Source organism: Brevibacillus laterosporus LMG 15441 (genome assembly GCF_000219535.2).
GTDB lineage: Bacteria > Bacillota > Bacilli > Brevibacillales > Brevibacillaceae > Brevibacillus_B > Brevibacillus_B halotolerans.
Map to the genome: position 1 here is coordinate 4941381 of NZ_CP007806.1, position 25134 is coordinate 4966514.

Sequence of the window (25134 nt, forward strand, 5' to 3'; positions counted from 1 at the left end):
AATAGTCCTTTAAACCAAATAAAAAATGCCACAAGCTAAACCTACCTTGAAATACAAGGAGGCAACTTGCGGCGGTTAGTCTTTAGCAGGTACGCTACCAAGTTCCAACTGCTCTTATTGAAATATAAGTAAGCTTATGATTAGCGATCCGATCCAAATTTGCGCTCAATATCTTGGTCAAAAACAAAAATGGACATCCCAAAGTCACTTTCAATATCAATATCTACGAATAGGTCTATAAACTTAGCTCCAAGAAGCTCTTCCATCTCCACAGGACGCGTTTTCTGGTACATCTCCTTGACCATTTCAGTCCTAGCTGAACGAAGCATTTGCTTACCTGTATCTGCCGTTGCAATGAATTTTTCTACAGGAGAAAGATTCCCTTGCATTTCACAGATCGCCCAGTTTTTGCAAAATGTAGTTTTAATTTGACTAGGTCCCTTTCCCATATGACGCTTGCGAAATGTCCTGACCAAATTGCTAAATTCAGCTTCATAGTTCGTCATGTTATCCAACTCACTTATTCAAATATATACCTATTTCATAAATTCTAACAGTATCGATCTGATTAGGCAATTGCAAACATCTGTATAAAAACACCTAGCTAAATAGAACCCAATTCCTTCCGTTCGTATCTAGCTTAACGTGGGAATTTGCCAATCAATTGGTTCTTCTCCTATTTTTACAAGAAATTGATTCGCTTTTGAGAACGGTTTTGTACCGAAAAATCCCCTACTCGCAGATAACGGACTTGGATGAACTGATTCTAAAATATAATGTCTATTGGTATCAATCATACTTTTTTTATCTTGAGCATGTCTTCCCCATAAAATAAAGACCACTGGCTTATCCCGCTTGTTTATCTCTTCAATCACGCGATTAGTGAAAAGCTCCCAGCCTCTCCCCTTATGAGAATTGGCTTCTCCATCTCTAACTGTAAGTACTGTGTTTAACAAAAGAACGCCTTGCTTCGCCCAAGAGACTAAATATCCATGATTCGGAATGAAACACCCTAGGTCGTCTCGCAATTCCTTATAAATATTTACGAGAGAAGGGGGTATTTTCGTGCCTGGATTAACTGAAAAGCTTAATCCATGTGCTTGATTCGGACCATGATAAGGGTCTTGTCCTAAAATAACTACCTTCGTCTGTTGATAAGGTGTATGGTGCAAAGCATTAAAAATATCATATTTATCTGGATATATCGTTTTCGTAGCATATTCGTTTCGCAAAAACTCTCGTAATTGTAAATAATAAGGTTTCTGAAATTCATCCTCTAACAACGGAGCCCAGTCGTTTTTTAAAATAGCCATATATCTTACCTCCCCGCTTTTTTACTTCTTAAGCATAAAGTAAAAGTAAAAAAGCGCCAAGTCTCTGCCCTTACCCTAGCAATCGTTGTGTAGCGCAATTGATTCGCCCTGCCATGCGAACCAATTCATACAACAAAAGGTTGCCGACCTCTGCCGACAACCTTTTTGTACTTATTCAATTCATCCCGTTAGAGAGTAGCAACATACTGCTTTCCTTTTTCGGGATCATATTCTTTTTCCCATTTCGAAATAACTACAACAGCTAAGGCATTCCCAATTACGTTAACAACAGTTCGTGCCATATCTAGCAAACGGTCAATCCCTGCAATAAACGCTAAGCCCTCCAACGGAATTCCTACCGTTCCCAGCGTAGCAAGCAATACAACAAAGGATACCCCTGGCACACCTGCAATCCCTTTAGATGTTACCATTAGAACCAGCATTAGTGTAATCTGTTGATAAAGAGATAAATCGATACCGTACATTTGGGCGATGAAAATAGCTGCAATTGCCTGATAGAGTGTGGAGCCATCTAGATTGAAGGAATATCCAGTCGGAACCACAAAGGAAGTAATTGCCTTTGGACAGCCGAATTTCTCCATCTTCTCCATAATCTTAGGCAATACAGTCTCTGAGCTAGCTGTTGTATAAGCTAGTAGCATTTCATCCTTTAGGATTTTCATTATCGTAAAGATGCGAATTCCACTAATTCTAGCTACAATACCTAGCACCACGATAATAAAGAAGAACATCGCTCCATATACCAAAATCATGAGCTTGGCCAATGGGACAAGAGATTGTAAGCCAAACTTAGATACTGTAATTCCAATTAAAGCGAACACACCAAACGGAGCAAATTTCATAATCTGATTCGTTACCCAGAACATGGCGTCTGCCACACCTTGGAAGAATTGTAATACTGGTTTGCCCTTTTCTCCAATTGCTGCCACACCTAGTCCAAACAATACAGAGAAGAAAATAATCGCCAGCATGTCCCCTTTACCAATAGCCTCAAACACATTTGTCGGTACAATATTGACAAAAGTATCTACAAAGCTATGATGAGTGGCTTGATCTGCCGTTTGAACATATTTGTTGATATCAGTCTTAGTCAACTCAGCCATGTTAACCCCAACACCAGGCTTGAAGACGTTAGCTGCAAGTAAACCTACGACAATAGCAATCGTAGTAATAATCTCGAAATACAAGATTGTCTTACCACCAATTTTCCCCAGTTTCTTTATGTCGCCTACACCTGCTACGCCGACAATTAAGCTAGCAATTACAATTGGGACTACGATCATTTTAATCAAGTGAAGAAAAATATCCCCAATGGGCTTTAGATAACCTTCTATAACAGGATTATTATAAAAAATTGCACCAACTGTAATACCTAATACAAGACCAATAAGGATTTGCACTGCTAAACCATATTTTTTCATTCCAGCACCTCGCTAAAAAAACTTAAAATATTTACAAAAAAATGTACGGTGATTGAGAAAAAGTAACCTACGATCATTGGGGAAAATATTCGATTACACTAAGTGAAAAAGCTATAAAAACAGGGGGTATATCATTATTCGTATAAATATAAATGTACTTGTTATTTAATTTTGTTGAAAGTGATCGCTTACTTATCTTATCAAGCCTCTAGCGAGTAGACAATATATTTTCACAACTGAGCGCATATTCAGTTCCAATATGTAACAAGTTTAATTGACAATAAATCGTTCACTATGCCGTATAGTAAAAGCGATGATTGGCGATTTATAGGGCTATATTACCTTTGGATTATTTATTCCCCATTCATTCCGGGTACATCCATTTAACAAAAAATTGCCTATTATGAAACAAAAAAATATCCCTCAAGCTTCGAGGGATATTTCATTCATATTGAATTATACGATAGTCACACCTGCACTTGCATAACCTGTGACAGCAGTGACTACTGTTAAACCAGTAGTAGTGATAGAAAACACCATTAATAGACGGGTTTGGGCTGTTACTGGTATCGCTAATCCTGTGGTAAGGCCATTACTTATCGTACCAATAGGGACAAGTCCTGTAAGAGAAGGCGTTAAGGTCACAATTGCTCCTGGAATTGGGGTAAAGATGTTATTAGGAGTAGGCGAACTGTAGAGCTGAGCTGTGATAGTTGCTGAACCTCCAAGTATAGTCACACCTACTGCCGTACTAAAGAATGCTGAGATAGACGTAATAATACCGTCACGTGGTACAGAATAAGCAAAGTTGAGAAGTGTACCTGCTGCTCCTGTCAAATCGATAGTGCTTCCTAGGGCAAATACTGTTGGGCCTGAGCTACCAAAACCAACTAATCCAACAGTTCCAGCAAGGCCACTGACAAGCGTAGTTAATACAAGAGGAACACCGGATGCGAATGGAATGATTGAACCTCCACCTGTTGGGCCGGTTGGACCTGTTGGGCCGGTGGCTCCCGTGGCTCCTGTTGCCCCCGTGGCTCCTGTTGCCCCCGTGGCTCCTGTCGCTCCTGTTGCCCCTGTCGCTCCCGTGGCTCCTGTTGCTCCCGTGGCTCCTGTTGCCCCTGTCGCTCCTGTTGCCCCTGTCGCTCCTGTCGCTCCTGTTGCTCCTGTTGCTCCTGTGGCTCCTGTCGCTCCCGTGGCTCCTGTCGCCCCTGTCGCTCCTGTCGCTCCTGTTGCTCCTGTCGCTCCCGTGGCTCCTGTCGCTCCTGTCGCTCCCGTGGCTCCTGTTGCCCCTGTCGCTCCTGTTGCCCCTGTTGCTCCTGTTGCCCCTGTTGCTCCCGTGGCTCCTGTCGCTCCCGTGGCTCCCGTGGCTCCTGTCGCTCCCGTGGCTCCCGTGGCTCCTGTCGCTCCCGTGGCTCCTGTCGCTCCCGTGGCTCCCGTGGCTCCCGTTGCCCCCGTGGCTCCCGTTGCCCCTGTCGCTCCCGTTGCCCCTGTCGCTCCCGTTGCCCCTGTTGGGCCTGTTATCGGACAAAAAGTGGTGAAATGTGTGCATGAAGATCTAGAAAAGCTGGACGTACAATGTCCGTGCATTTTATATTTATCTGTTGGATTTCGCCGCATAAAGTCAAATAATTCCGATTCAATCAATCCATCTTTAATCTTTTGTAAATCATCATGATTATCGTATCGCAAAAAATCACACCTCCCTTAATAATATGTGATATCTTATGGAAAACCCAAAGACTCGGTTATCATTAATTTTAAAAACGTTGATTTACTTGTAAAAAATAGGCCTTACAACATCTTTTTACGATATCACTAGACTAGTATCCCTATTACATATGACCATTTTTAACCCAAACCAAGTTTGATCGTGACCCTTCTACCATAACGACACATATACATAACTATCTTAGTTAAAGGAGGTACCATACTTGCGTTTACATCCCTACACCTTCCTCCTGTCTCCTATGTTCTCCCTTTAGCTATGGCTACGGAAAACTTCATCTGGCTAAAGAGGTGATCTGACACAGTATATTTTCTTTCTTTGAAAAATGTAGGGAAAGCAAGTTTGGTTTCATGTTCCTATCATGTAATTCCTAATACACCCGCACCAATTACCAGAATTACGCATGAGTAATTCTTAGCTTCACTCTGTATATATCATCCTTTTCCTCTTAAAAGATGATAGGTATTATGGGTAACCAGTTAATAAGGATACCAGGTTACCTCATGTGAGTAGCCCGGCTTATTACTCTACATTCGTCATTTAAAACTCGGGCTACCCCATTTTTTAATAATCCTGGAGGTGAACAAATTACCGTGAATATTTCATCACGCGATTGTGACCATCATCCCGACAAAAAAATTATTGTTAAACTCTCAGCTAATACCTCATTTGTCGCGGTTGGGAGCATCATTACATTCACAGCTCGAATACGTAATAGAAAAAGTAAGGGGATTTTGACTAACGCCTTTTTGTTTAATGAAACTCCTACAGGGACTGTGTTTGTACCAAATAGCGTCACTGTAAATGGATTTCCTCAGCCCGGTGCTTCGCCCGTAACTGGCATCAGTCTAGGGACCATTCCTGAAAGAGTAAAATCCGTAAGTGTTACTTATCAATTCCGTGTAGTCACTGTTCCATCACCAGCCAAAATCAGTAGTCAAGCAAGATTGACTGGTACACTGGTCTTTTCAAAAGGGCGCCGAATTCCTATTACTGTCCTGTCCAATGTAGTAACGATACCTTTCCAAGGAGCCTGCCTCCCACTACAGGCGGCAAATAATGGAATTGTCGTTCGTCAAGGCGAAGGAATTAAATCGTTTATTAAAATTGCTAATCCAAGCCGAAACACTCTCTTATTTAAACTTCTGTCTTCTCCAAAACACGGTAGTCTTAAACTTTTAATCGATGGTCGATACGCTTATAAACCAAAACACAATTTTACTGGAAAAGATATCTTTACAGTCTTGGTAATAGATCCGATTTGCCATTCCACAGCAATTGTGCGAGTCATTGTTCTAGTGAGGGCAAAATGTTGTGACCACCATCACAAATCTCGTTCTTCGAGCTGCTCACATTCCCAATCGTCCTCCTCCAGCCATTCTAGCTTTTCTAGCTGTTCCAGTTCTTCTAGTCGTTCTAGTCGTTCCAGTTCTTCCAGTCGTTCCAGTCATTCTAGTCCTTCCAGTTCTTCCAGTTCTTCCAGTCATTCTAGTCCTTCCAGTCCTTCCAGTCCTTCCAGTCGTTCCAGTCATTCTAGTCCTTCCAGTTCTTCCAGTCATTCTAGCGATTCCAGCTATTTCAGCAGTTGTTTTGAATCCAGCACTAGTAAAACATGCACGGAGGAGTAATCCATCTTCTTTATCTAAAAAAGCAGGCCTGACAATCAACAGGACTGCTTTCTTTGTGTTTGATTTCTAATATGGAACATAGCTTTTCCAAATAAAAAAGTCGTTTGTTGTTTTTTGAATATAACAAATATAGCAATGTAACACATTTGTTAGAATTTACAATAGCAAGACCCCCTATCCTTGCCTTAGAATAAGTAAGTATTTTTTCGTAGCAAGATATAGGGAGGAAACACACTAGGATGAATACTCAATCCGTGAAGATTACCAACTGCGATCCATCGGCATTAGGTTTGTTTGGTTTAGCTATGGTAACATTGGTAGCTTCTATGCAAAAACTTGGCTTCACTGAAGGCCTATCCATGGTTATACCGTGGGCTATTTTCTTAGGAGCATTTGCACAGTTATTTGCTTGCATCAATGATTCGAAACGCAATAATATTTTTGGTACTACGGCTTTCGGGGCTTTTGCTTTTTTCTGGTTTGCTATGGCATTATCTTGGATGATTCAGATGGGGGTTTTCGGGGCGGAAATGGCTGCCAAAGTAGATGGAAAACATCTAGGGATTGCTTTCCTTGGATATCTCATCTTTAGCATATTCATGACAATTGGTGCCACTGAAACAAATAAAGTCCTGTTCATCATCTTTGTTTTCATTGATTTCTTATTTATTGGACTTACTTTCAGTAGTCTTGGCATCGCTAAAGGTCCAATGCATACTCTTGCTGGAGTATCAGAGCTACTTATTTCTATCTCATCCTTCTATGGTTCTGCTGCTTGTGTACTTAATGCACATTTTGGTCGTGAATTCCTACCAATCGGCAAACCAATGGGCATCTTTAAAAAGTAAAGAACTGGTTACTTCGTTCTATATAGCCGCTTGCGCACCTGCGTAGGCGGCTTTTTACATGCAAGTCCCCTTTTAGATAGCGTTCATAGGCGACTTGATTAAACATCTCAACCGTTTCGTTACCATACGCCCATGCCCAATAAAAGAGAAATCCTACACGTGTTACACCTCCCCTTTACCTGGGAAAGGAGGGAACACGAAGCTCCGTAATCCTCCCTTGCCGATAATAACTACTCCACCTGTTAATCTAGAGGGCATGTTCTGGTGGCCGTCTACACTTCACCTTACTTTTCTAATTTTGCGTCTAACCTTAATCTGGTTTTAACGATTCTTAGATAAAATCAAACATAATAAAAACGCCTTTGAAATGGTAACCTTCACTTATTTAAGGTAAGTTTAAGAGTAGGTTAAGTCCACTGAAAGGTTTTTCAACTATAATAGTCTAGTAAAAGCAAAAAAAGGATGTTCTATGTCTATTTCTTTTGCTAATAGAAGATTATTAAAAAATGTGGGAGGAAACTGAATGTCTAACCAACCAGTGGTGAAATTAGAAAACGTGACAAAAAGAGTCGCGGGGAAAACACTTGTTAGAGACCTGACGTTCTCCGTACAACGTGGAGAGGTATATGGTTTTCTTGGTCCCAATGGTTCTGGTAAAACTACCACCATTCGCATGATTGTTGGCCTCTCTTCCATTACGGAAGGCGAAATATATGTGGAAGGTTACAATATAAAAAAGGATCGGTCAAAAGCAATGGCTCATGTCGGTGCTATTGTGGAGAACCCTGAACTATATGGCTATATGACCGGGATGCAGAACATGATCCACTTTGCCCGGATGGCTGTTCAACCAGTATCGAAGGAACGCATTCATCAAATTATTGACCTTGTAGAGCTGACAGGTGCTATCAATCAAAAGGTAAAAACCTATTCTCTAGGGATGCGCCAGCGCTTAGGAATTGCTCAAGCTCTGCTACACAACCCGTCCATTTTGATTCTAGATGAACCAACAAACGGCCTTGATCCGGCAGGGATTCGCCAGCTCCGCGACTATCTACGGGAGTTAGCCAAACGTGAAAATATCGCTATTCTAGTCTCCAGTCACCTACTCTCTGAAGTAGAGCTGATGTGTGACCGGGCTCTTGTAATCCAAGAAGGTCGATTTATTGAAGAAATGATTGTTAACAATCAGGCAACAGAGGTTAAAGGACTATCTGTTGAATTTGAAGTAGAAAGCAGTCAGCAAGCAGTAGACGTTTTACACGACTGGACAGTTGAAGTAATGAGCGACAAGCTTCTTCTGCTTCAGATTGAAAAATCGGACATTCCGGTAATTGTACAACGCTTAGTAGAGAACAATTGCCCTATTTATCAGATTAAAATTAGAACCAAGTCGCTGGAAGATCGCTTCTTAGCCCTGACAAAAGGAGGTAAATAGCGATGAAATTTTTCCATCTCATACAAAATGAAATCATGAAGCTCAATGCGAAAAGACAAACCGTGCTATTCTTCTCCTTACTGGCCGTTCTTGTTTTATTAGCAGGACTTATAGGTAAATTTTATGCAACCGACATGACATCTGGAATTGGCTATGCTGGATTCTCGGTCTTCATGCAAATTGGTCTTGGCTTTTTAATTACTCTATTTGGCCTTGTTATAGGTTCTCAAATCCTGACGGACGAATATAAAGAAGGCACTATTAAACAACTATTGATTCGTCCTAGCAGCCGTACAACCATTTTACTTTCTAAATATGTGACAGTTCTTATCATGTTAGTTGCTGCTACTTTATTTTTGATGCTATTTAGCAGTTTGGTAGGAGTAGTCTTTTTCGGAACAGAATCAATGGCCGGTTTGGACTTCATAACATTACTACAAGCCTATTTTTACAACATTCCAGCATTATTCTTTTTAGCTACACTATCTTTTTTCACTGCAACTATATTTAAGACAAATGCACTTGCGATTAGTGTAGCTATCATTGCATACTTTTCCGGTTCCATCGTTAGTATGTTTACCAAGAAATATGTATGGGGTAAGTTTGTGATTTTCAATCATCTGGACTTACAAGCGTATTCTGACAATCCGTTGGTCTCTCGCTTGTCTGTACCTGCCTATCCCGATTTAGGCATCTGGTTCTCCTTGATGATAATCGCTATTTATATTGCCCTGATGGTTTATTTATCAATCCTGATCTTCAAAAAACGGGATGTGCAATAAGCCTTTCAAAATAAATCGTACAAGATACAAAAAGCTGGCTCTTCGAACGGAAGAACCAGCTTTTTTTGATCATCTTGATCGGGCTTGCTTATTTTTTCGTTGGGTCAAATGAACTTTTCAGTGACACAATCAAGTTAAATACCAGCTTATCAGCGGTTGTGTGCTTCGGATCAACATTGAAGTACCCATGGCGGAAAAATTGGAATTTATCTTGAGGTTTTGCCTCTGCCATGTTCGGCTCTACAAACCCTTGTAGAATCTCTAAAGATGACGGATTGATATAATCAAGGAAGGTTTTGCCCTCTTCTTCCTCTTCATCTAAAATCAATGGTTCATAGAGACGGAACTCAGCAGGAATAGCATGCGTTGCATCTACCCAATGAAGTGTCCCTTTTACCTTGCGTCCTGTAAAACCGGAGCCACTCTTTGTTTCAGGATCATAGGTGCAGTGAAGCTCCACAACATTGCCGTTCTCATCCTTAATGACCTCGTTGCATTTAATGAAATAAGCATGCTTGAGTCGAACTTCATTTCCCGGGAATAGTCGGAAATACTTATTTGGTGGGTTTTCCATGAAATCATCTTGCTCTACATAAATTTCACGCGTAAACGGAATCAAGCGAGAGCCCATCTCTGGGTTTTCCGGATTAATTTCAGCTTCAAGCCACTCCACTTGTCCCTCTGGATAGTTAGTAATTACCACTTTAAGCGGTTTTACTACTCCCATTGTGCGTGGTGCTTTTAGCTTTAAATCTTCACGAATAAAATGATCCAGCATCTTAGAATCTACTACGCTGTAGCTGCGAGCAACACCAATCTCTCTAGCAAAGGTTCGGATAGATTCCGGAGTAAATCCTCTGCGGCGTAATCCTGAGATGGTTGGCATTCGCGGATCATCCCATCCATCCACAATGTTTTCATCAACGAGCTGTTTTAATTTACGCTTGCTCATTACTGTTTGCGTTAGATTCAAACGTGCAAATTCGTATTGGTGCGGTACATGCTTCATTTCTGTCTCAGCGACTACCCAGTCATACAAAGGGCGATGGTCTTCAAACTCAAGAGTACAGATAGAGTGCGTAACCCCTTCAATTGCATCCTCTAATGGATGAGCATAGTCATACATCGGGTAAATGCACCAGGTATCACTTGTGTTATGGTGAGTAGCGTGCGAGATACGATAAAGAACTGGGTCACGCATGTTCATGTTCGGAGAAGTCATGTCAATCTTAGCACGCAACACCTTTTCTCCATCCGCAAATTCACCCTTGCGCATGCGCTCGAACAAATCCAGATTCTCCTCGATGCTGCGATTGCGATACGGGCTTTCCTTGCCTGGCTGTGTTAAGGTACCGCGATATTCTCTCATTTGCTCCGCGGACAGATCACAAACATACGCTTTCCCCTTTTTAATCAGCAATATTGCACGTTCATACATTTCCTCGAAATAATTAGATGCAAAATACAGTTCATTCCACTCAAAACCAAGCCACTTTACATCTTCCTTGATGGACTCTACATATTCCTGATCCTCTTTCGTAGGATTCGTGTCATCAAAACGTAAAAATGCTTTTCCGTTAAATTCTTTCGCCAACTCAAAGTTTAAGCAAATAGATTTGGCATGGCCTATATGCAAGTAGCCGTTTGGTTCTGGAGGAAACCTTGTCACGACCTCATCTACTTTTTTTGATTCAAGATCATCAATAATTATGTTACGAATGAAATTTGATGATGCCGAAGTGTTTTCCACTAAAATCAACCTTTCTCCACCAAGTTAACGTGTACCTTGTACCATTTTGTATAAGTAAAATAATACAGTTTACTACTTTTTAGTTCAACCTACCTTCGCTTATAAACCAATCTTTTTTAGTTTAGCCGTAAACAGGAAAAAACTACACCTGCTTCTGACCAATTGATATGACAGAAACAAGAATCTTATATCTTGTAAAAACGCTTTGTATTTTGATACAGGATAGAAGCTGTCTCCTCAACTGATAGACCTTTTAAACGGGCGATAGCTTGACAGCTCTCCTTCATCATAGCGGGATGGGTAAGCTGGCCCGTAAACGGCCCCTCAAACGGCCATGGGCCATCTGTCTCTATCATAATTTGTTCCAAGGGATATTGTAGAATCAGTTGCTGAATCTCGACCTCATAGACAACATCTGGTGTAACAGAAATATAGTAGCCACTCCTACTCATTCTTAAAGTAGTAGCCTTACTGCCTTTAAACCAATGAAAGTGCGCTTTCGTCACATTATGTTTTTCGAGCAGCTCACAAGCTATTTCGGCATCCTCATAAACAGCGTGTAGGATAATCGGTTTATCATAGCGACTAGCTGTCATAATAAAACGTTCCAGTAAGTGAATATATGGCTCTTGGTTAAATGCCTGTTCATTCCTGCTGGCCTCTAATTGAGTATAGTAAGGCAAACCTACCTCCCCAATCGCTACCATCTCCGTTTGGTGCTGGTCAATCCAATCAAACAATTGCTGTATTTCTGCCTCTGCCGGCAATTTTTGTTCAGGATGAAAACCGTATGCTACGTTAACCCGGCCGGGATATCGCTGTAACCAGTCCCGATTTGCAAGACATGATGATAGATTCATAGAAACAGAAATCACCTTTTCAATCCCGTATGACTGACACTCAGCCATGATCCGCTGGGCATCAGCAGGATGATATGAATCTACATGTATATGCGCATCAATCATAGGATAGGAACCATTTGGCAAGAGAATTCCTCCTTTATCGGCTCTTGATCTTTTTCATTGTAGCAATTTTTTACACATTCCTGCTAAAACAAAAATATGTAGGAAAAACCTTATAACAACAGCGTTTTAAGTTTTTATATATAATTCATAATTTTTCACGAAAGTAAATAATCAGCTTTTACTAATTTTATTTACGTGTATATATGTTAAAATAGATAAAATATGTTAGGAAGGTTATGGAGAAAGGAGGCTCTTTCATTTGGTATCATTAGAAAGAGTATTATCTGTTAGCAATGATTTCCTATGGACTTACATTCTCATTTTCATTCTCATTGCAGTCGGAATTTATTTTACGATTCGTACCAGATTTGTGCAGATTCGCCTAATTGGTGAAATGTTTAGACTGCTCGGTGATGGTGCTAATCGTAATTCACAGGAGAAAAAAGGGGTTTCCTCTTTCCAAGCCTTTTGTATGAGTGCTGCCTCCCGTGTGGGAACGGGAAATTTAGCTGGGGTAGCTATTGCCATCGCAGTTGGTGGGCCTGGAGCAGTCTTCTGGATGTGGATGCTGGCTACAGTCGGAGCGGCTTCAAGCTTCGTAGAATGCACACTGGCGCAGATTTATAAAGTACATGATAAGCATGGATTTAGAGGCGGTCCTGCTTATTACATGGAGAAAGCTTTAAATCAGCGCTGGATGGGTATTACCTTCGCTGTTCTAATTACGCTTTGCTTCGGGTTTGTCTTTAATGCCGTACAGGCCAATACCATTACGGCAGCTATGCAAACGGCCTTCGGGGTAGATAAAGTAACGACGGGTATCATTTTATGTATCCTTACTGCTATTGTTGTATTTGGTGGAGTAAAACGCGTAGCGGCTATCTCAAAATGGATTGTACCGATCATGGCAACTCTTTATATTGGCATTGCCTTATTTGTAATGCTTATGAATTATCAGCAAATTCCTGCTGTCTTTATGAGCATAGTAAGTCATGCGTTTGGTCTGCAAGAAGCATTTGGTGGCGGTATTGGTATGGCACTTAGCATGGGAATCAAGCGTGGACTATTCTCTAACGAAGCTGGGATGGGTAGTGCTCCTAATGCAGCAGCCACTGCTGATATTACACATCCTGTTAAACAAGGCTTGTTACAAACGCTGGGAGTATATGTAGATACTTTGTTGGTATGTAGTGCAACTGCGTTTATTATTCTTACATCTGGCATTTATGTGGATAGTGGTATGGGTGGAATTGAGTTGACACAAGCGGCGCTAAGCACTCAGCTCGGCTATTGGGCTGTTTACTTTGTTGCCATAATTGTTTTCTTTTTTGCGTATAGTTCCATTGTTGGTAACTACTATTATGGTGAGACTAACATCGACTTTATTCGCAGTGAATCTCGCACGTGGGTGCTTCTCTATCGACTTTGCGTTATCGGAATGGTCATGTTTGGATCCTTGGCACAAAACAATATCGTCTGGACATTAGCTGATTTATTTATGGGGATGATGGCACTCCTTAACCTGATTGCTATTTTCCTACTTGGAAAATATGCATTTGCTGCTCTGACCGATTATGTTCAACAGCGAAAAGCAGGCCAAGACCCAGTCTTTTATTCTGATTCTATTCCAGGACTAGTTAATACAGAATGCTGGGAACGTGATCCTAATAAAGTAAAAGAGGTCTCCTAGCAATAAGAATGGAAAAACATGAGAATATACACAAGAAGAGGATACTACAGGCAGTAGTGTCCTCTTCTTTTTACTTATTTATCTTTTTACAAAATACTCGGATTAGTAAATATTTCCATAAACCACTGACGGAATTCCTCTACTCGAATCTCCAAGCATACTTTTGCATTCGCTTGCTGTTGATAATAGCTCTTCAGATCAACGATAGTCGCCCCAGCCGTATATCTCCCATTAACTTCTACATCTACAAAGCATTCCTTTGTGACAAAAAGCTCTGGCTTTACTAAATACGCAATAGCGCAGAGATCATGCATATGTAAGCCAGTCGCTAAGCTACCGCCACGATAATGCTGAAATAACCCATAGAGCATTTCACCTGTTCGATTCATCTCTTTTAAAGCCTCTACGTTTTCCTTCGTTAAAGTAGCTAGGCTTGTTACATCCAAACCACACATTGTAATATCAAGCCCCGACTGTAATACTATCTTCGCTGCTTCCGGGTCAACAAACACATTAAACTCTGCCGCAGGAGAATGATTGCCGCGTGAAGCTGAACCACCCATGAACACAATTCTTTTGATATTTTGCTTACATTCTGGATAAACAGATAATAGGAGAGCAATGTTGGTTAACGGACCAATAGGAACTAACGTAATAGGTTCCTTACTGCTCAAAATGGTTTCACGCATTGCCTCAATAGCGTGAATACCAAGGGTCTCCTTCTTTGGATGAGGAAAATCATATCCATCTAGCCCAGAGTTGCCATGGATATGACTAGAGTCCTCTAGTGTCCGTAATAGAGGCTTGATTGCCCCTTGTGCAACCGGTACATCACTGTGAAAGAATTCGAGGAGCTTTAAGGCATTATTGGTAGTTTTATCGCATGACACATTGCCAGCAACTGTGGTGATTAATTTCACATCTATCTGATCATGAAACAGAGCTGCTGCAATTGCTACTGCATCGTCTATTCCCGGATCGGTATCAATGATAATGTGGTGTATTGGTTCCATCTCGATCGTCCTTTCTTATCCATTATGTAACCGTTTACGCATCTTATTGTAAGGATGGGCTAGCTAGTTCGTCAATTACAAGAGAAAAAAGATACGACTAGACCAGCACTGCGAGAGTTATATTTTCATAAAGAAAAGCCGCTCCCTACAGGAACGGCCTTACATCCTTCTATATTCTTTGTAAGAGTTTTACTCCAAAAAAACTCTTATTTAAGTAACGAAATGTAATAATGCTCCGAACAGATAAGGTCAATCGTGCTGATCTGATAACTCACTAGTTCATATCGGCTACCGCTACTGGTCTAATCCTTCTCTTATCTTTTGTCTTTCTATGTTACTTTTTCGCTTTTTCCAAGGCTTGATTAACTGCCTCTTTTACAGCACTACTAGATTTAGATGCACCAGAGATAGCCTCTACACCCTCTGTGCCTTGTTTTTCGATGATCTCGGGGATCGTGTTCTCCATAACAGCTTCAATCAGATTTTGGGTTTCCTCATGCTCTAGGATCTTAATACCATCAATTTTGCCTGCTTTCACTTCTACAGACACTTTAATATCGCTACTAGCACCGCGAGCCACACCTTCATATGAACCGTCCTTAAATTTACCGGTATCAGCTGTCGCTCCACAGCCAACAAGCACCATCGCCGCCATCGCTAGCATAGCTACTAGATAAAATAGTTTTTTCATAATCATTCTCTCCTCAAATTCTTGCTTTCAAGATTACTTCGCGGCCTTTGCTGCATTTTGTCCTGCAATGCGACCAAATGTTACGATATCAGCCATAGCATTACCACCTAGGCGGTTACCACCATGTACGCCACCTGTAACTTCTCCGGCTGCATAAAGACCCTTAATGATTTGGCCTTCTTTATTCATGACTTCTGCATTGGTGTTGATTTGTAGGCCACCCATAGTGTGATGAACCGCAGGAGTTACTTGAATGGCATAAACCTTTCCTTGGTTTAATTGAAGAGGTAGGTCATCACGCTTAAATTCCTTATCTTGTTTCGCTGCTACCGCATCATTATATGTTTTTACGCTTTTCATCATAGCGTCTTTATCTACACCGATTTTACCAGCCAGCTCTTCGACAGAATCAGCTTCTGTTACTAGCTGCATGTTGAAGTACTCTTCTACCGCTTTTAGACCTTTTCTTAATCCGTCATCAAAGAACAGGTAAGCAACACCATCTTTTTGATCCAAAATACCTTTAGACACTACGTCACGAGTTAATAGCTCGTTGATGAAACGTTTCCCGTCTTTATTGATTAGAATAGCTCCATTTCCGCGAACAGCTTCTGTTACCATCACACCTTTTTCAGGAACAACTGTTGGGTGGGTTTGGATTTCAGCCATATCAACTAAATTGGCACCAACGCTTTCGCCCAACGTAATCCCTTCACCCAATGCTCCTGGATGGTTGGTTGTCGCAAAGCCTTTTAGCTCTGGTTTATAGGAAATAACCATCTCCTGATTAGCTGAAAAGCCACCTGTAGCTAAAATGACCACCTTTGCATTAATCGTGTAAGCCTTACCATCTTTATTCTCGGCTGTTACACCAGTAACTTTGCCCTGTTGTTCTTTGATAATTGCGACCGCTTTATTTTTGACACGGACATCAATATTTTGTTCTTTTACTTTATTCTTTAAAGTAGATATAACATTAGAGCCTACAGCCGCTCCGCCAGTCGGACGATGAATACGGCTTACACTTGCTCCACCCGCACGGCCAACGTCAGATAAATCAGCACCCATTGATTCTAGCCAAACCACAGAATCTTTCGCTTGCGTAGTCAGAATTTTTACTAGCTCAGGGTTATTCTTATTGTATCCGCCCTTCATTGTATCTTGGTAAAACAGCTCTTGGCTGTCTTCAATTCCTTTTTTCTTTTGTGCTTCCGTTCCCGCTGCATTTAATCCTCCAGTAGCGCGAGTTGTGTTACCTCCGACCATCGGCATTTTTTCCAGTACGATTACCTTGGCACCAGCATTTGTGGCTTCTACCGCGGCCGATAGACCTGCACCGCCTGCACCAATTACTACGATATCCGTACTTTCATCCTGAGGAGTTGCTGTCTCGGTTGTAGCCTTGCCTTCCGTTGCACCCGGAGTCGTTGCACTGCCGCATCCAGACAGCACAGGAACTGCCAAAAATGCAGCCATCATAAGAGACATCCATTTCTTCATGTTGAATCCTCCCTTTTTTCTACTACTTGATAAATGGATATTCAGTACCTTTTTCTTCTCTTTTTTATATGAAAGCAATAACGTTATCCTTCGATGGTAGTATAAACAGTAGATGTTCTAATGTATGTGAATAATTTCACACCATATTTTTCTAAGTCCGTCCATGCACCCTTCTTATCTCGTTTTTTTCAAATGTAAGGTATTTTCTGTCATAATCAGACAAGTGCATCATCTGGATTCAAAAGAACTTTATCTGTTTTTATTCTTGTATGTATGCGGTTCTTACCCTATTTATAGCAGAACGTGCATAGTGAAAAAAGCAACGGTTGTGAATGTGATAACATTCACAAAACGTTCACTGTCATCTTTACTAATACGCTCCTATAATAAACATCATAAACACTATTACAACAGTGTTTATCGTAAAAAGAGGAATAACAGACTTGCACATAAATCCTAACTGCTTGGAGGACTAGCTATGAGAATTGCTGTTATTGGATGCACACATGCCGGAACTGCCGCTATTGTTACTGCTGCTAAGTTATATCCAGATGCTCACATTACCGTTTATGAACGAAATGATAATATCTCCTTTCTTTCTTGCGGTATTGCCTTGTATGTAGGTGGTGTAGTGAAAGACCCGCAAGGCTTGTTCTACTCTTCCCCAGAGAAATTAGCTGAGCTTGGCGTGGTTACCAATATGCGCCACGATGTGATCTCAATAGATACCGATCAAAAAACATTGGTCGTTCGCAATTTAAATACAAATGAAGAGATCATAGATTCCTATGATAAATTAATCGTTACTACTGGTTCTTGGCCAATCATGCCTAACTTAGCAGGAATTGAGCTAGACAATATCGTACTGTCCAAGAATTTTAACCACTCCAATACCATTATTGAAAAGGCAAAAACAGCTAAAAATGTAGTCGTCGTTGGGGCCGGATACATTGGGATTGAATTAGTCGAGGCCTTTGAAATGAATGGCAAGCAGGTGACTCTCATTGATAGTGCTGATCGGATTCTAAACCGTTATCTTGATGAAGAATTTACTCAAGTTACCGAAAAAGAATTACTGGACCATGGTGTTACACTTGCTCTAGGTCAAACTGTTACGAAATTTGATGGCATGGACGGTAAAGTGACAAAGGTCATCACCACAAAAGGCGAATACGAGGCTGACTTGGTGATTCTATGCATTGGCTTTCGTCCCAATACAGGCTTGCTTGCAGGACAAGTCGATATGTTGAGTAACGGAGCCATTATCGTAAATGAATACATGCAAACTAGCAAAACGGATGTGTATGCTGCTGGAGACAGTTGTGCGATTCGCTACAATCCTACCGGGCAACACACCTATATTCCCCTAGCCACTAATGCTGTACGTATGGGTACACTAGTTGCTAAGAATCTAGTAGCCCCTACCATGGCTTATATGGGCACACAAGGAACATCCGGGATTAAAATCTATGATTATAACATCGCTTCTACTGGAGTAACAGAAGGGGCTGCATCAGACTTGGCTATCAATGTGAAAACTGTCACAATCGAAGACAGCTATCGACCAGAATTCATGCCAGAGCATGAAAAGGTCTTACTAAAAGTAGTCTTTGAAGAGGCTTCTCGCCGCATTCTCGGAGCCCAAATCATGTCCAAGGCTGATTTAACGCAATCCATGAATACCTTATCTGTCTGCATCCAAAATCATATGACAATCGACCAGCTTGCCTTTGTCGATTTCTTCTTCCAACCGCATTACAACAAGCCTTGGAACTTCTTAAATCAGGCTGGCTTGCAAGCCATGTAGAAACAATAGATTCAACAGCTTCGTACACCTATTTTGCAAATAACCAGGTGATCAGCAAAAAGAGCGTCAGCCTAGCTAACGCTCTTTTTCTCTCATGCTTTTTTAACCTACACGCCAAGCAAGGCTCCCTGTTCCATTACTTTCTGCTCATCTAAATAGAAGTCTGGCTCCATTACAACACAATCAATATGTACACCTGCTGAGATGACTCCCCCAAAGGTATTGTTGCTTCCAAACGCTACATGAATTGTGCTGTATACCTTTTCATCCTCTAAAACAACCCCAGTAATACGAGCTTTATCATTCGTCCCTACTCCAAACTCGGCTAATAGTCGGCCATCTCCATCGCCCAGCAATTCCAAAAGCTGTTTTCCGCTTGGGCCTTCTGCAGAGACAATGCGTCCTTTATCAATTGTAAGCAAGACAGGTTCTGTTAATTTTCCAATCCCAGCAATGGAACCATCTACAAGGATTTGCCCGGTAGCTGTTCCCTCTAAAGGAGCGATATAAGCTTCTCCGGACGGCAGATTGCCCGATTCTCCGGGATTCACATACACACCGGTACTGGGAATCCCTTTTCTTTGCTCAATGGAAAAGCTTAGGGAATAACCCGCTTTGTCAATTCTTACTTGCTTAGCTTCTGTCAGCATGCTAGCTACTTCTTCAGTCAGTTCTTTTACTTTTGCATAATCGGCCGCAATAGCGCCTGCCATGAACATATCCTCTGTTATCCCTGGCATCGTAGCCACCCTAGCTCCTGCTGCTACCGCATTTTTTCGGGCATGCGTATGAGTGAGCGAATGCTTGGTAATCCCAATCACTACGTCAGCCTTCGTCATAGCGATCGCTACGGCTTCAGGAGGCTCCTCCCCCGATTTGGTACGGTCCTGCATAACCATAAGTAAGGCTTGGGCTCCTAGACTTCTTCCTGCCTCATAGAGAGCCTCCGCTAGGTTTTTCTTGGAGTCATCCGTTACAACTAAAAGAGTTTCACCAGCTTTTACTCCCAACGAGCTTTGCAGCACACTTTTACTAATTTCAATGATAGATTGTTGCATATGAACCACCTTTCTCCTAGCGTTTGAGAAATTTTATTTACTCATTCCGACATATACTTTACCATGATCGCCTTACATAGGCACAGCTTGGACCGACCTTCCCTACTGTCGTATTCCGCGACAAATACAGAATCTCTTTAAACACCTGTCGTGTAATATGCCCCTCCGTGTCCCTAGCAATGAACGATCTCACCGATATAACAATAATAAGGATCATCTGCTATCACATGCTCCTGCCTAATCTCTTCGGACAGGACAGGTGCCGTAATTTCTTGAGCCACGATCACCTTACATTCATAATAACGCTCACAGTCGCCGATCACAGGTGTATCAATGACCTGAGAGTCTGCAAGGGTTAATTGGCATGTAGAGATTTTATCCACCGTACGACCGGATTGTGTTCCACAGGCAAAGAGCTTTTCCCCCATATCCTCTGAAAAAGGAACACTAACCGTAAACTCCTTGGAAGCCTGTAAAAGCTGGGTGGTATGCCTACTTTTACGCACCATCACGGTCAGCGTGGGTTTTCCGAATAGAAAACCAATGCTACCCCAAGCAATTGTCATCGTGTTGATCTCTTCTTTGTCCTTGGTTGTTAGAAAAGCCCCTCTTCGATGCAGCCAGTCTGTTGCAAGCTCCATTTGCTCTAAAAAAGCCACGGGCATTTGATTTTTCGGCTCATGATCTTCTGTATTCCTTAGCTGTTGCTCCATCAAAAACACCCTTTCGATGTTTATTCTCCCTTTCATTGTACTGAGGATTTTCCCCTTGTCCCTTCTCTCTTTTTGACAAAAGCATGACGCACTTTTACAGGAAAAAATCCACCCCATGTATAAACACAGGATGGATTCGTTCTTACGCTTATTTATTATTTGTCAGTTTAGCAATCGACGGCAGGATCAGACCCAAACCTAACAGCACGAGCGGTGTTGCGATATTAAGAGTAATCTGGAAGTACCATTGTGGTGTAAAAGCAGGTACTTTCGGGAACATCCCCATCAAGCAAGCAAACGCAGTGAAGAAAAAGCACCATCCACCAATCAGCAGACCAAACTTATTATTTTTCACAAATTGATATTCAGACGTAAATTTATCAGCCATTTTCATTACAGCAATATAGGCTGCAAATACCCATAGGTAACGAAGCGGCATAACTACAGAATTTAAGTCTAGCAACCAGTCAAACAATGTATTCATATTACGGATACCTAGAGCTGGTACGATGATGAGAATACCTACTAACACCGTAGTTAGGATATAACCATTAGTAGGGACGCCCTTGTCATTGCTTTTCAAAAGCTTTCTTGGAATGTATCTTTCATCAGCATCTAATAATAATACCTTCAATGGCGCATCAATCGAGAATGCCAATGCTGAAATTTGAGCCAAGGTATTAGAAATCGCATACAAAATTAAGAACGTGTTACCAATTCCATAGTAATTACCTAGCATTTGGAACGCATAATATTGACCATTCATTTTTAAGTCAGCAGGAATGTTATTCGCATCAAACATAATCCCCATAGCATACGAGCCTAAGAGCGCACAGACAGCAACCATGATCGCTAGAATCAACATCCCTCTTGGGAACTCACGAGTTGGGTTATTCGTGAAGTTGACATACGGTGCGATCTTCTCTGCCCCGCCTACCGCAAAGACCAGCATGGATAAGGTAGTAAAATAAGCAAAATTAAATTCAGGAATGAATGTGCTGAGCGTCATATTGGTTGTTGCAACACTTACACCTGTGAGTGCTGGTGCCGTAACAGCTAGCAAAATGTACAACAAGGACATCACAAATACAGAAATACCGGCAACGGTCCCAATTCGCTTTAAGGACGAAATACCTTTAGAAGCAATCCATACAAAGAGTAAAAAGATAACTAAACAAGCTAATTGAATGACCAACGTAGAATATTGGTCGAGTACCTTACCACTGCCTGTAAATGTCCAGCCTAGTGCAATCAAGATAGCCTGAGGCTTTTGTGCTAGATATGGAATGTGAACAGCCCAGTAGGTCCATGCTGCCAAATAGGCAATATTAGGCCCCATCGTTTCTTTAATCCAGGTACTAACACCACCCTTACCCTCTTTAAAGGTAGAACCTAATTGACCCACCATTAAGGCATAAGGAATAAAATATAAGGCAATTATCAAAACCCAAGAGGTAATGACTTGTAATCCTTGGTTGGCATAGTTATTAACAACGTTGCCAAAGCCCCAAACTGCTACAAACGCCATTAACGCAATATTATACCATCGGAGTTTTTTCTCATCCGCTCCCATAATCAAGAATTTCTCCTTCCTAAAATGAAAAAATTACAGGGAACTACTATTTCCCCTTGTAAATTATATAGGAGGATTTGAGCCATTCCTATAACGAAATCAAAATATTTTTGTCTTTTCATTAATAGTTAAAAAATCTAAAACATAATCATGAAGCATAAAAATTATCATTACCAAATAAAGCGCTTTTATAAATATCTATCAAAAAAATAAAAAGAGCAGTTACATCGATTACATGTAACTGCTCTTCTTGGTTCAACCTTCTATTTTTTTACTCCGACTCTTTTCGTTCAGCGTGCCAAGAAAGCATTCGGTCAGGATAATTGGTGCAAATATATAGATGGGGATGCCATTCGCTTATTCGCCTTATCTCATGTTCACCATCAATCGTCCAAGCAAATATCTCGTAGTCTTGCTCCAGCATTATGTGTACAAAATCTTTTGTCAGATAAGGATAGGCCATGGACAGAATGGTTGCTCCTGTTTCCTCTAGCTGTTCACGTAACAGCACTGGTTTGCCCGCTATAATTAACCCCGTTTTCATCGAGGGTTGTAGTTCTTTGACCTTTTTTATGATTTCGTGATCAAAAGAGGTGAGACAAACCTGTGAATGAAGCTCATATGCTTCTACCAGCTCCACAACCTTTTCAGCTAGACGCGGATATAGATTGCCTGCTGTCTTTAGCTCTACATTAAGGCGACAAGTATGCTGTGAAACAGCTTGAAACAATTCCTCTAAGGCGGGGATGGTTTCATCAGAAAATTCCTCAGCAAACCAGCCTCCTGCACTCCACTGACGCAATTGCTCAAATGTATGATCTTTAACTAGCCCTGATCCGTTTGTGGTGCGTTCTAGCGTAAAATCATGAATGAGCACAGGAATCTCATCCTTGGATAGCTGTACATCTACCTCAATCGCCTGAATACCCGGTTCTGCTAAGGCAAGCTTAATAGCTGCCATCGTATTTTCAGGTGCCCTCCCTGACCAGCCTCGTTGTGCCATGCAATAGCTCATATGAGATTCCCCCCTATTTCTTCAACAATTTTTGCCCCTTTTCCACAGCTTTGGATAGTGCCTCGTCAATACTAGCCTGACCTAAAATTACACGCTGAATTTCTGTCATAATGACTTCCTGTAGCTCTTTATAGCCCGGTACCATTGGGCGCGGCTTACCATACTCTAACTGCTTCACAGCTACTTGGAAGTTCGGATCCTGTTCATACACTTTTTTCATCTCATCTGATTGAATTGCCTCTGATGTGACTGGCATGTATCCTGTTTCCGCTGACCATACACTGGTTTGCGGCGTATCAGTAATCCACTTCACGAACTCCCACGCCGCCTTCTTTTCTTTTTCAGATGATTTTTGTAGAATTACTAGATTTGCCCCACCTGCTGGTACTCCGAAATCCTTATTAGCAGGCAGGAAGGCCGTTCCTACATCAAACTTGGCTTTTTCCCGCATGCCCTTCAGCTCACCGGTGGTTGTAAAGATCATCCCTACTTGCTGATTTAAGAAATCCTGCGCGGCTACATCCCATGCATTGTACTTCTCACCTGGAGGAGCTTTCATGATCCCTTCTTGTAGCATGCTCATCCAAAATTCCAACGGCGCTTTACCTGCCTCTGTATGAATCATTAAGCTCTTGCCGTCCTCGCTTAAAATTTGTCCGCCGCTCTCAAACACCAGCGCTTCATAGAACCAAATATCAATGGGCGTAGAAAATCCGTATCTTTTCGTTTTTCCGCCTTCCTTTTTTGTGAGCTTTTGAGAAAAATGACGTAATTCCTCCCAGGTTTTTGGACCATTTGGATCAAGTCCTTCTTTCTTCAATAAATCGCGATTGAGATATAGCAAAGGAGTGGAACGGTTAAAGGGAACGGCATATAATTTCTCCTTCCAATAGGAGTTGCCCATCAGACCAGGATTGTATTTCTTCTCTTCTCCAGCGGCATACGGCCCTAGGTCCTCTAACACCCTCGCATCCGCAAAGGCTCCAATGGAAGCAATCTCAACCATCGTAACATCAGGCTGATTCCCGGCTGTGACCGCGGACAGCACCTTAGTATGATTCTCGTAGTAGCTTCCTTGATAAGAGGGCCTCACCACAATATCCTTATGCGTTTGATTAAATTCCTTTACAAGCTTTTGAACCATTTCCCCATTATGACCGCCTACTGCATACCAGAAATCAATCTCAACAGGCTGGGTAGATGCTGTTGCTTCCTGACTTGCTGCTGTCCGCTGTTCAGTAGTTCCTACTGCCTGCTGCTGAGTACATCCCGCTAGCATCCCTGACAAGCCTACTGTACACATTAGAATAGATAAGCCCCACTTTTTCACGTTCTTGCCCTCCTTGAGATTACGTTATTTGGATTGATAAACAAACGCGCTAATAATATGGCGCTGAGCAAAAAAGAAAATCAGCAGTATCGGGAACACCAAAATCATATTCCCCGCCATAATCACATTCCACTGACTGCCTCCGTCAGCCGCTTTCAGCATGGAAATTCCTATCGGTAATGTGCGTACCTCGTTACTGTTGGTCATGATGAGCGGCCAAAAGTAATCATTCCAGTGATAAATGAAGCTAAATAGTCCAAATGTGACCAGCACATGCTTTGCCATAGGAGCCATAATGGTCCACATGATTTTCCACTCAGATGCATGATCCAACCGTGCCGCCTCAATTACCTCGTCTGGTACCTGCATAAAGGCCTGACGTAATAAAAAAATACCGAAGGCACTCGCTCCATAAGGTAATATCAATGACCATAAGGTGTTCACGAGCCCCCAATTGCTCATCTCCACGTAGATCGGCAGAAAGATCACCTGAGGCGGAATCATCAGAGCGATTAAGGTGACGCCAAACAAAAAATTTCTTCCCCGAAAGCGATACCTTGCAAATGCATAGGCAGCAGGCACAGCCGTTAAGATTTGAAGAATTAAAATACCAACTGCCACCAGCAGGCTGTTTCGTAAATAAGTAAAGAATGGCCCCGAGTTCCAAGCGATTACAAAGTTCTGAAACTGCAAAGACTCAGGCCACCAGGTAGGCGGAAATTGGAAGACCTCCGGCAATGTTTTAAAAGCAGTCAACGCCATCCATAGAAAAGGAAAGACAAAGATGAGCGATACGGCTAGTAACAGCATCCATTCAAGCGCTTGAAGCGAAAGGTATCCTATTTGCTT

The 25134-nt window shown here is 41.7% G+C and carries 21 protein-coding genes; 6 read left to right on the top strand and 15 right to left on the bottom strand.

The window, feature by feature from the left end:
* Nucleotides 1-140: 140 nt before the first annotated feature.
* The 4 genes from BRLA_RS21830 to BRLA_RS21845 all read right to left on the bottom strand — a co-directional run bounded on the left by BRLA_RS21830 (nt 141) and on the right by BRLA_RS21845 (nt 4447).
* A complete protein-coding gene (locus BRLA_RS21830; protein ID WP_003334154.1) occupies nt 141-506 on the bottom strand; it encodes a Na-translocating system protein MpsC family protein in 366 nt (121 codons plus the stop codon).
* A gap of 129 nt (nt 507-635) precedes the next feature.
* A complete protein-coding gene (locus tag BRLA_RS21835) occupies nt 636-1313 on the bottom strand; it encodes a uracil-DNA glycosylase (RefSeq protein ID WP_003334153.1) in 678 nt (225 codons plus the stop codon).
* A gap of 188 nt (nt 1314-1501) precedes the next feature.
* Entirely contained in the window at nt 1502-2755 is a 1254-nt protein-coding gene (locus BRLA_RS21840) for a cation:dicarboxylate symporter family transporter (protein WP_003334152.1), read from the bottom strand.
* A gap of 456 nt (nt 2756-3211) precedes the next feature.
* A complete protein-coding gene (locus BRLA_RS21845) occupies nt 3212-4447 on the bottom strand; it encodes an exosporium glycoprotein BclB-related protein (RefSeq protein WP_081870835.1) in 1236 nt (411 codons plus the stop codon).
* Between the two features lie 630 nt (nt 4448-5077).
* On the opposite strand from BRLA_RS21845, the gene BRLA_RS23465 reads away from it, so the two are divergent.
* From BRLA_RS23465 to BRLA_RS21865, 4 genes are all read left to right on the top strand, one after another.
* Nucleotides 5078-6112, top strand: coding sequence for an Ig-like domain-containing protein (locus BRLA_RS23465; RefSeq protein WP_003334150.1), 1035 nt, complete (start codon nt 5078-5080; stop codon nt 6110-6112).
* A 239-nt stretch (nt 6113-6351) separates the two neighbouring features.
* Nucleotides 6352-6960 (top strand): acetate uptake transporter, encoded by a 609-nt coding sequence (locus BRLA_RS21855; protein ID WP_003334149.1) that lies wholly within the window; start codon nt 6352-6354, stop codon nt 6958-6960.
* A 523-nt stretch (nt 6961-7483) separates the two neighbouring features.
* Complete coding sequence (locus tag BRLA_RS21860) at nt 7484-8398, top strand: ABC transporter ATP-binding protein (RefSeq protein WP_003334148.1); 915 nt, start codon at nt 7484-7486, stop codon at nt 8396-8398.
* Nucleotides 8399-8400: 2 nt separating this feature from the next.
* On the top strand, nt 8401-9180 hold the full coding sequence (locus BRLA_RS21865; RefSeq protein WP_003334147.1) for a DUF2705 family protein: 780 nt from the start codon (nt 8401-8403) through the stop codon (nt 9178-9180).
* Nucleotides 9181-9268: 88 nt separating this feature from the next.
* Here the strand turns inward: BRLA_RS21865 and BRLA_RS21870 are convergent, their stop codons facing one another.
* Nucleotides 9269-10939, bottom strand: coding sequence for a glutamine--tRNA ligase/YqeY domain fusion protein (locus BRLA_RS21870; protein WP_003334146.1), 1671 nt, complete (start codon nt 10937-10939; stop codon nt 9269-9271).
* Nucleotides 10940-11115: 176 nt separating this feature from the next.
* Entirely contained in the window at nt 11116-11916 is an 801-nt protein-coding gene (locus BRLA_RS21875) for a TatD family hydrolase (RefSeq protein WP_003334145.1), read from the bottom strand.
* Nucleotides 11917-12154: 238 nt separating this feature from the next.
* Here BRLA_RS21875 and BRLA_RS21880 point away from each other — a divergent pair, with 238 nt between their 5' ends.
* Entirely contained in the window at nt 12155-13585 is a 1431-nt protein-coding gene (locus BRLA_RS21880) for an alanine/glycine:cation symporter family protein (protein WP_003334143.1), read from the top strand.
* Nucleotides 13586-13671: 86 nt separating this feature from the next.
* Here the strand turns inward: BRLA_RS21880 and rihC are convergent, their stop codons facing one another.
* The 3 genes from rihC to BRLA_RS21895 all read right to left on the bottom strand — a co-directional run bounded on the left by rihC (nt 13672) and on the right by BRLA_RS21895 (nt 16789).
* Entirely contained in the window at nt 13672-14598 is a 927-nt protein-coding gene (gene rihC / locus BRLA_RS21885; RefSeq protein WP_003334142.1) for a ribonucleoside hydrolase RihC, read from the bottom strand.
* Nucleotides 14599-14932: 334 nt separating this feature from the next.
* Nucleotides 14933-15289, bottom strand: a complete 357-nt coding sequence (locus tag BRLA_RS24460) for an FMN-binding protein (protein ID WP_003334141.1) — start codon at nt 15287-15289, stop codon at nt 14933-14935.
* A 33-nt stretch (nt 15290-15322) separates the two neighbouring features.
* Nucleotides 15323-16789 (bottom strand): flavocytochrome c, encoded by a 1467-nt coding sequence (locus tag BRLA_RS21895; RefSeq protein ID WP_003334140.1) that lies wholly within the window; start codon nt 16787-16789, stop codon nt 15323-15325.
* A gap of 478 nt (nt 16790-17267) precedes the next feature.
* Between BRLA_RS21895 and BRLA_RS21900 the strand changes: the two genes are divergently transcribed.
* Nucleotides 17268-18596, top strand: coding sequence for an FAD-dependent oxidoreductase (locus BRLA_RS21900; protein ID WP_003334139.1), 1329 nt, complete (start codon nt 17268-17270; stop codon nt 18594-18596).
* Nucleotides 18597-18703: 107 nt separating this feature from the next.
* On the opposite strand, the gene BRLA_RS21905 is transcribed toward BRLA_RS21900, so the two are convergent.
* The 6 genes from BRLA_RS21905 to BRLA_RS21930 all read right to left on the bottom strand — a co-directional run bounded on the left by BRLA_RS21905 (nt 18704) and on the right by BRLA_RS21930 (nt 25095).
* Nucleotides 18704-19654, bottom strand: coding sequence for an aminopeptidase (locus BRLA_RS21905; protein WP_003334138.1), 951 nt, complete (start codon nt 19652-19654; stop codon nt 18704-18706).
* Between the two features lie 173 nt (nt 19655-19827).
* The gene (locus BRLA_RS21910) at nt 19828-20367 is read right to left on the bottom strand and encodes a flavin reductase family protein (RefSeq protein WP_003334137.1); all 540 of its coding nucleotides are present in this window, start codon (nt 20365-20367) and stop codon (nt 19828-19830) included.
* Between the two features lie 148 nt (nt 20368-20515).
* Nucleotides 20516-21940, bottom strand: coding sequence for an amino acid permease (locus BRLA_RS21915; protein WP_003334136.1), 1425 nt, complete (start codon nt 21938-21940; stop codon nt 20516-20518).
* A gap of 271 nt (nt 21941-22211) precedes the next feature.
* On the bottom strand, nt 22212-22955 hold the full coding sequence (locus BRLA_RS21920; protein WP_003334134.1) for a glycerophosphodiester phosphodiesterase: 744 nt from the start codon (nt 22953-22955) through the stop codon (nt 22212-22214).
* 13 nt (nt 22956-22968) lie between these two features.
* Nucleotides 22969-24285: an ABC transporter substrate-binding protein gene (locus BRLA_RS21925; RefSeq protein ID WP_003334133.1), complete on the bottom strand. Its 1317-nt coding sequence runs from the start codon at nt 24283-24285 to the stop codon at nt 22969-22971.
* Nucleotides 24286-24309: 24 nt separating this feature from the next.
* On the bottom strand, nt 24310-25095 hold the full coding sequence (locus BRLA_RS21930; RefSeq protein WP_423752628.1) for a carbohydrate ABC transporter permease: 786 nt from the start codon (nt 25093-25095) through the stop codon (nt 24310-24312).
* Nucleotides 25096-25134 lie beyond the last annotated feature (39 nt).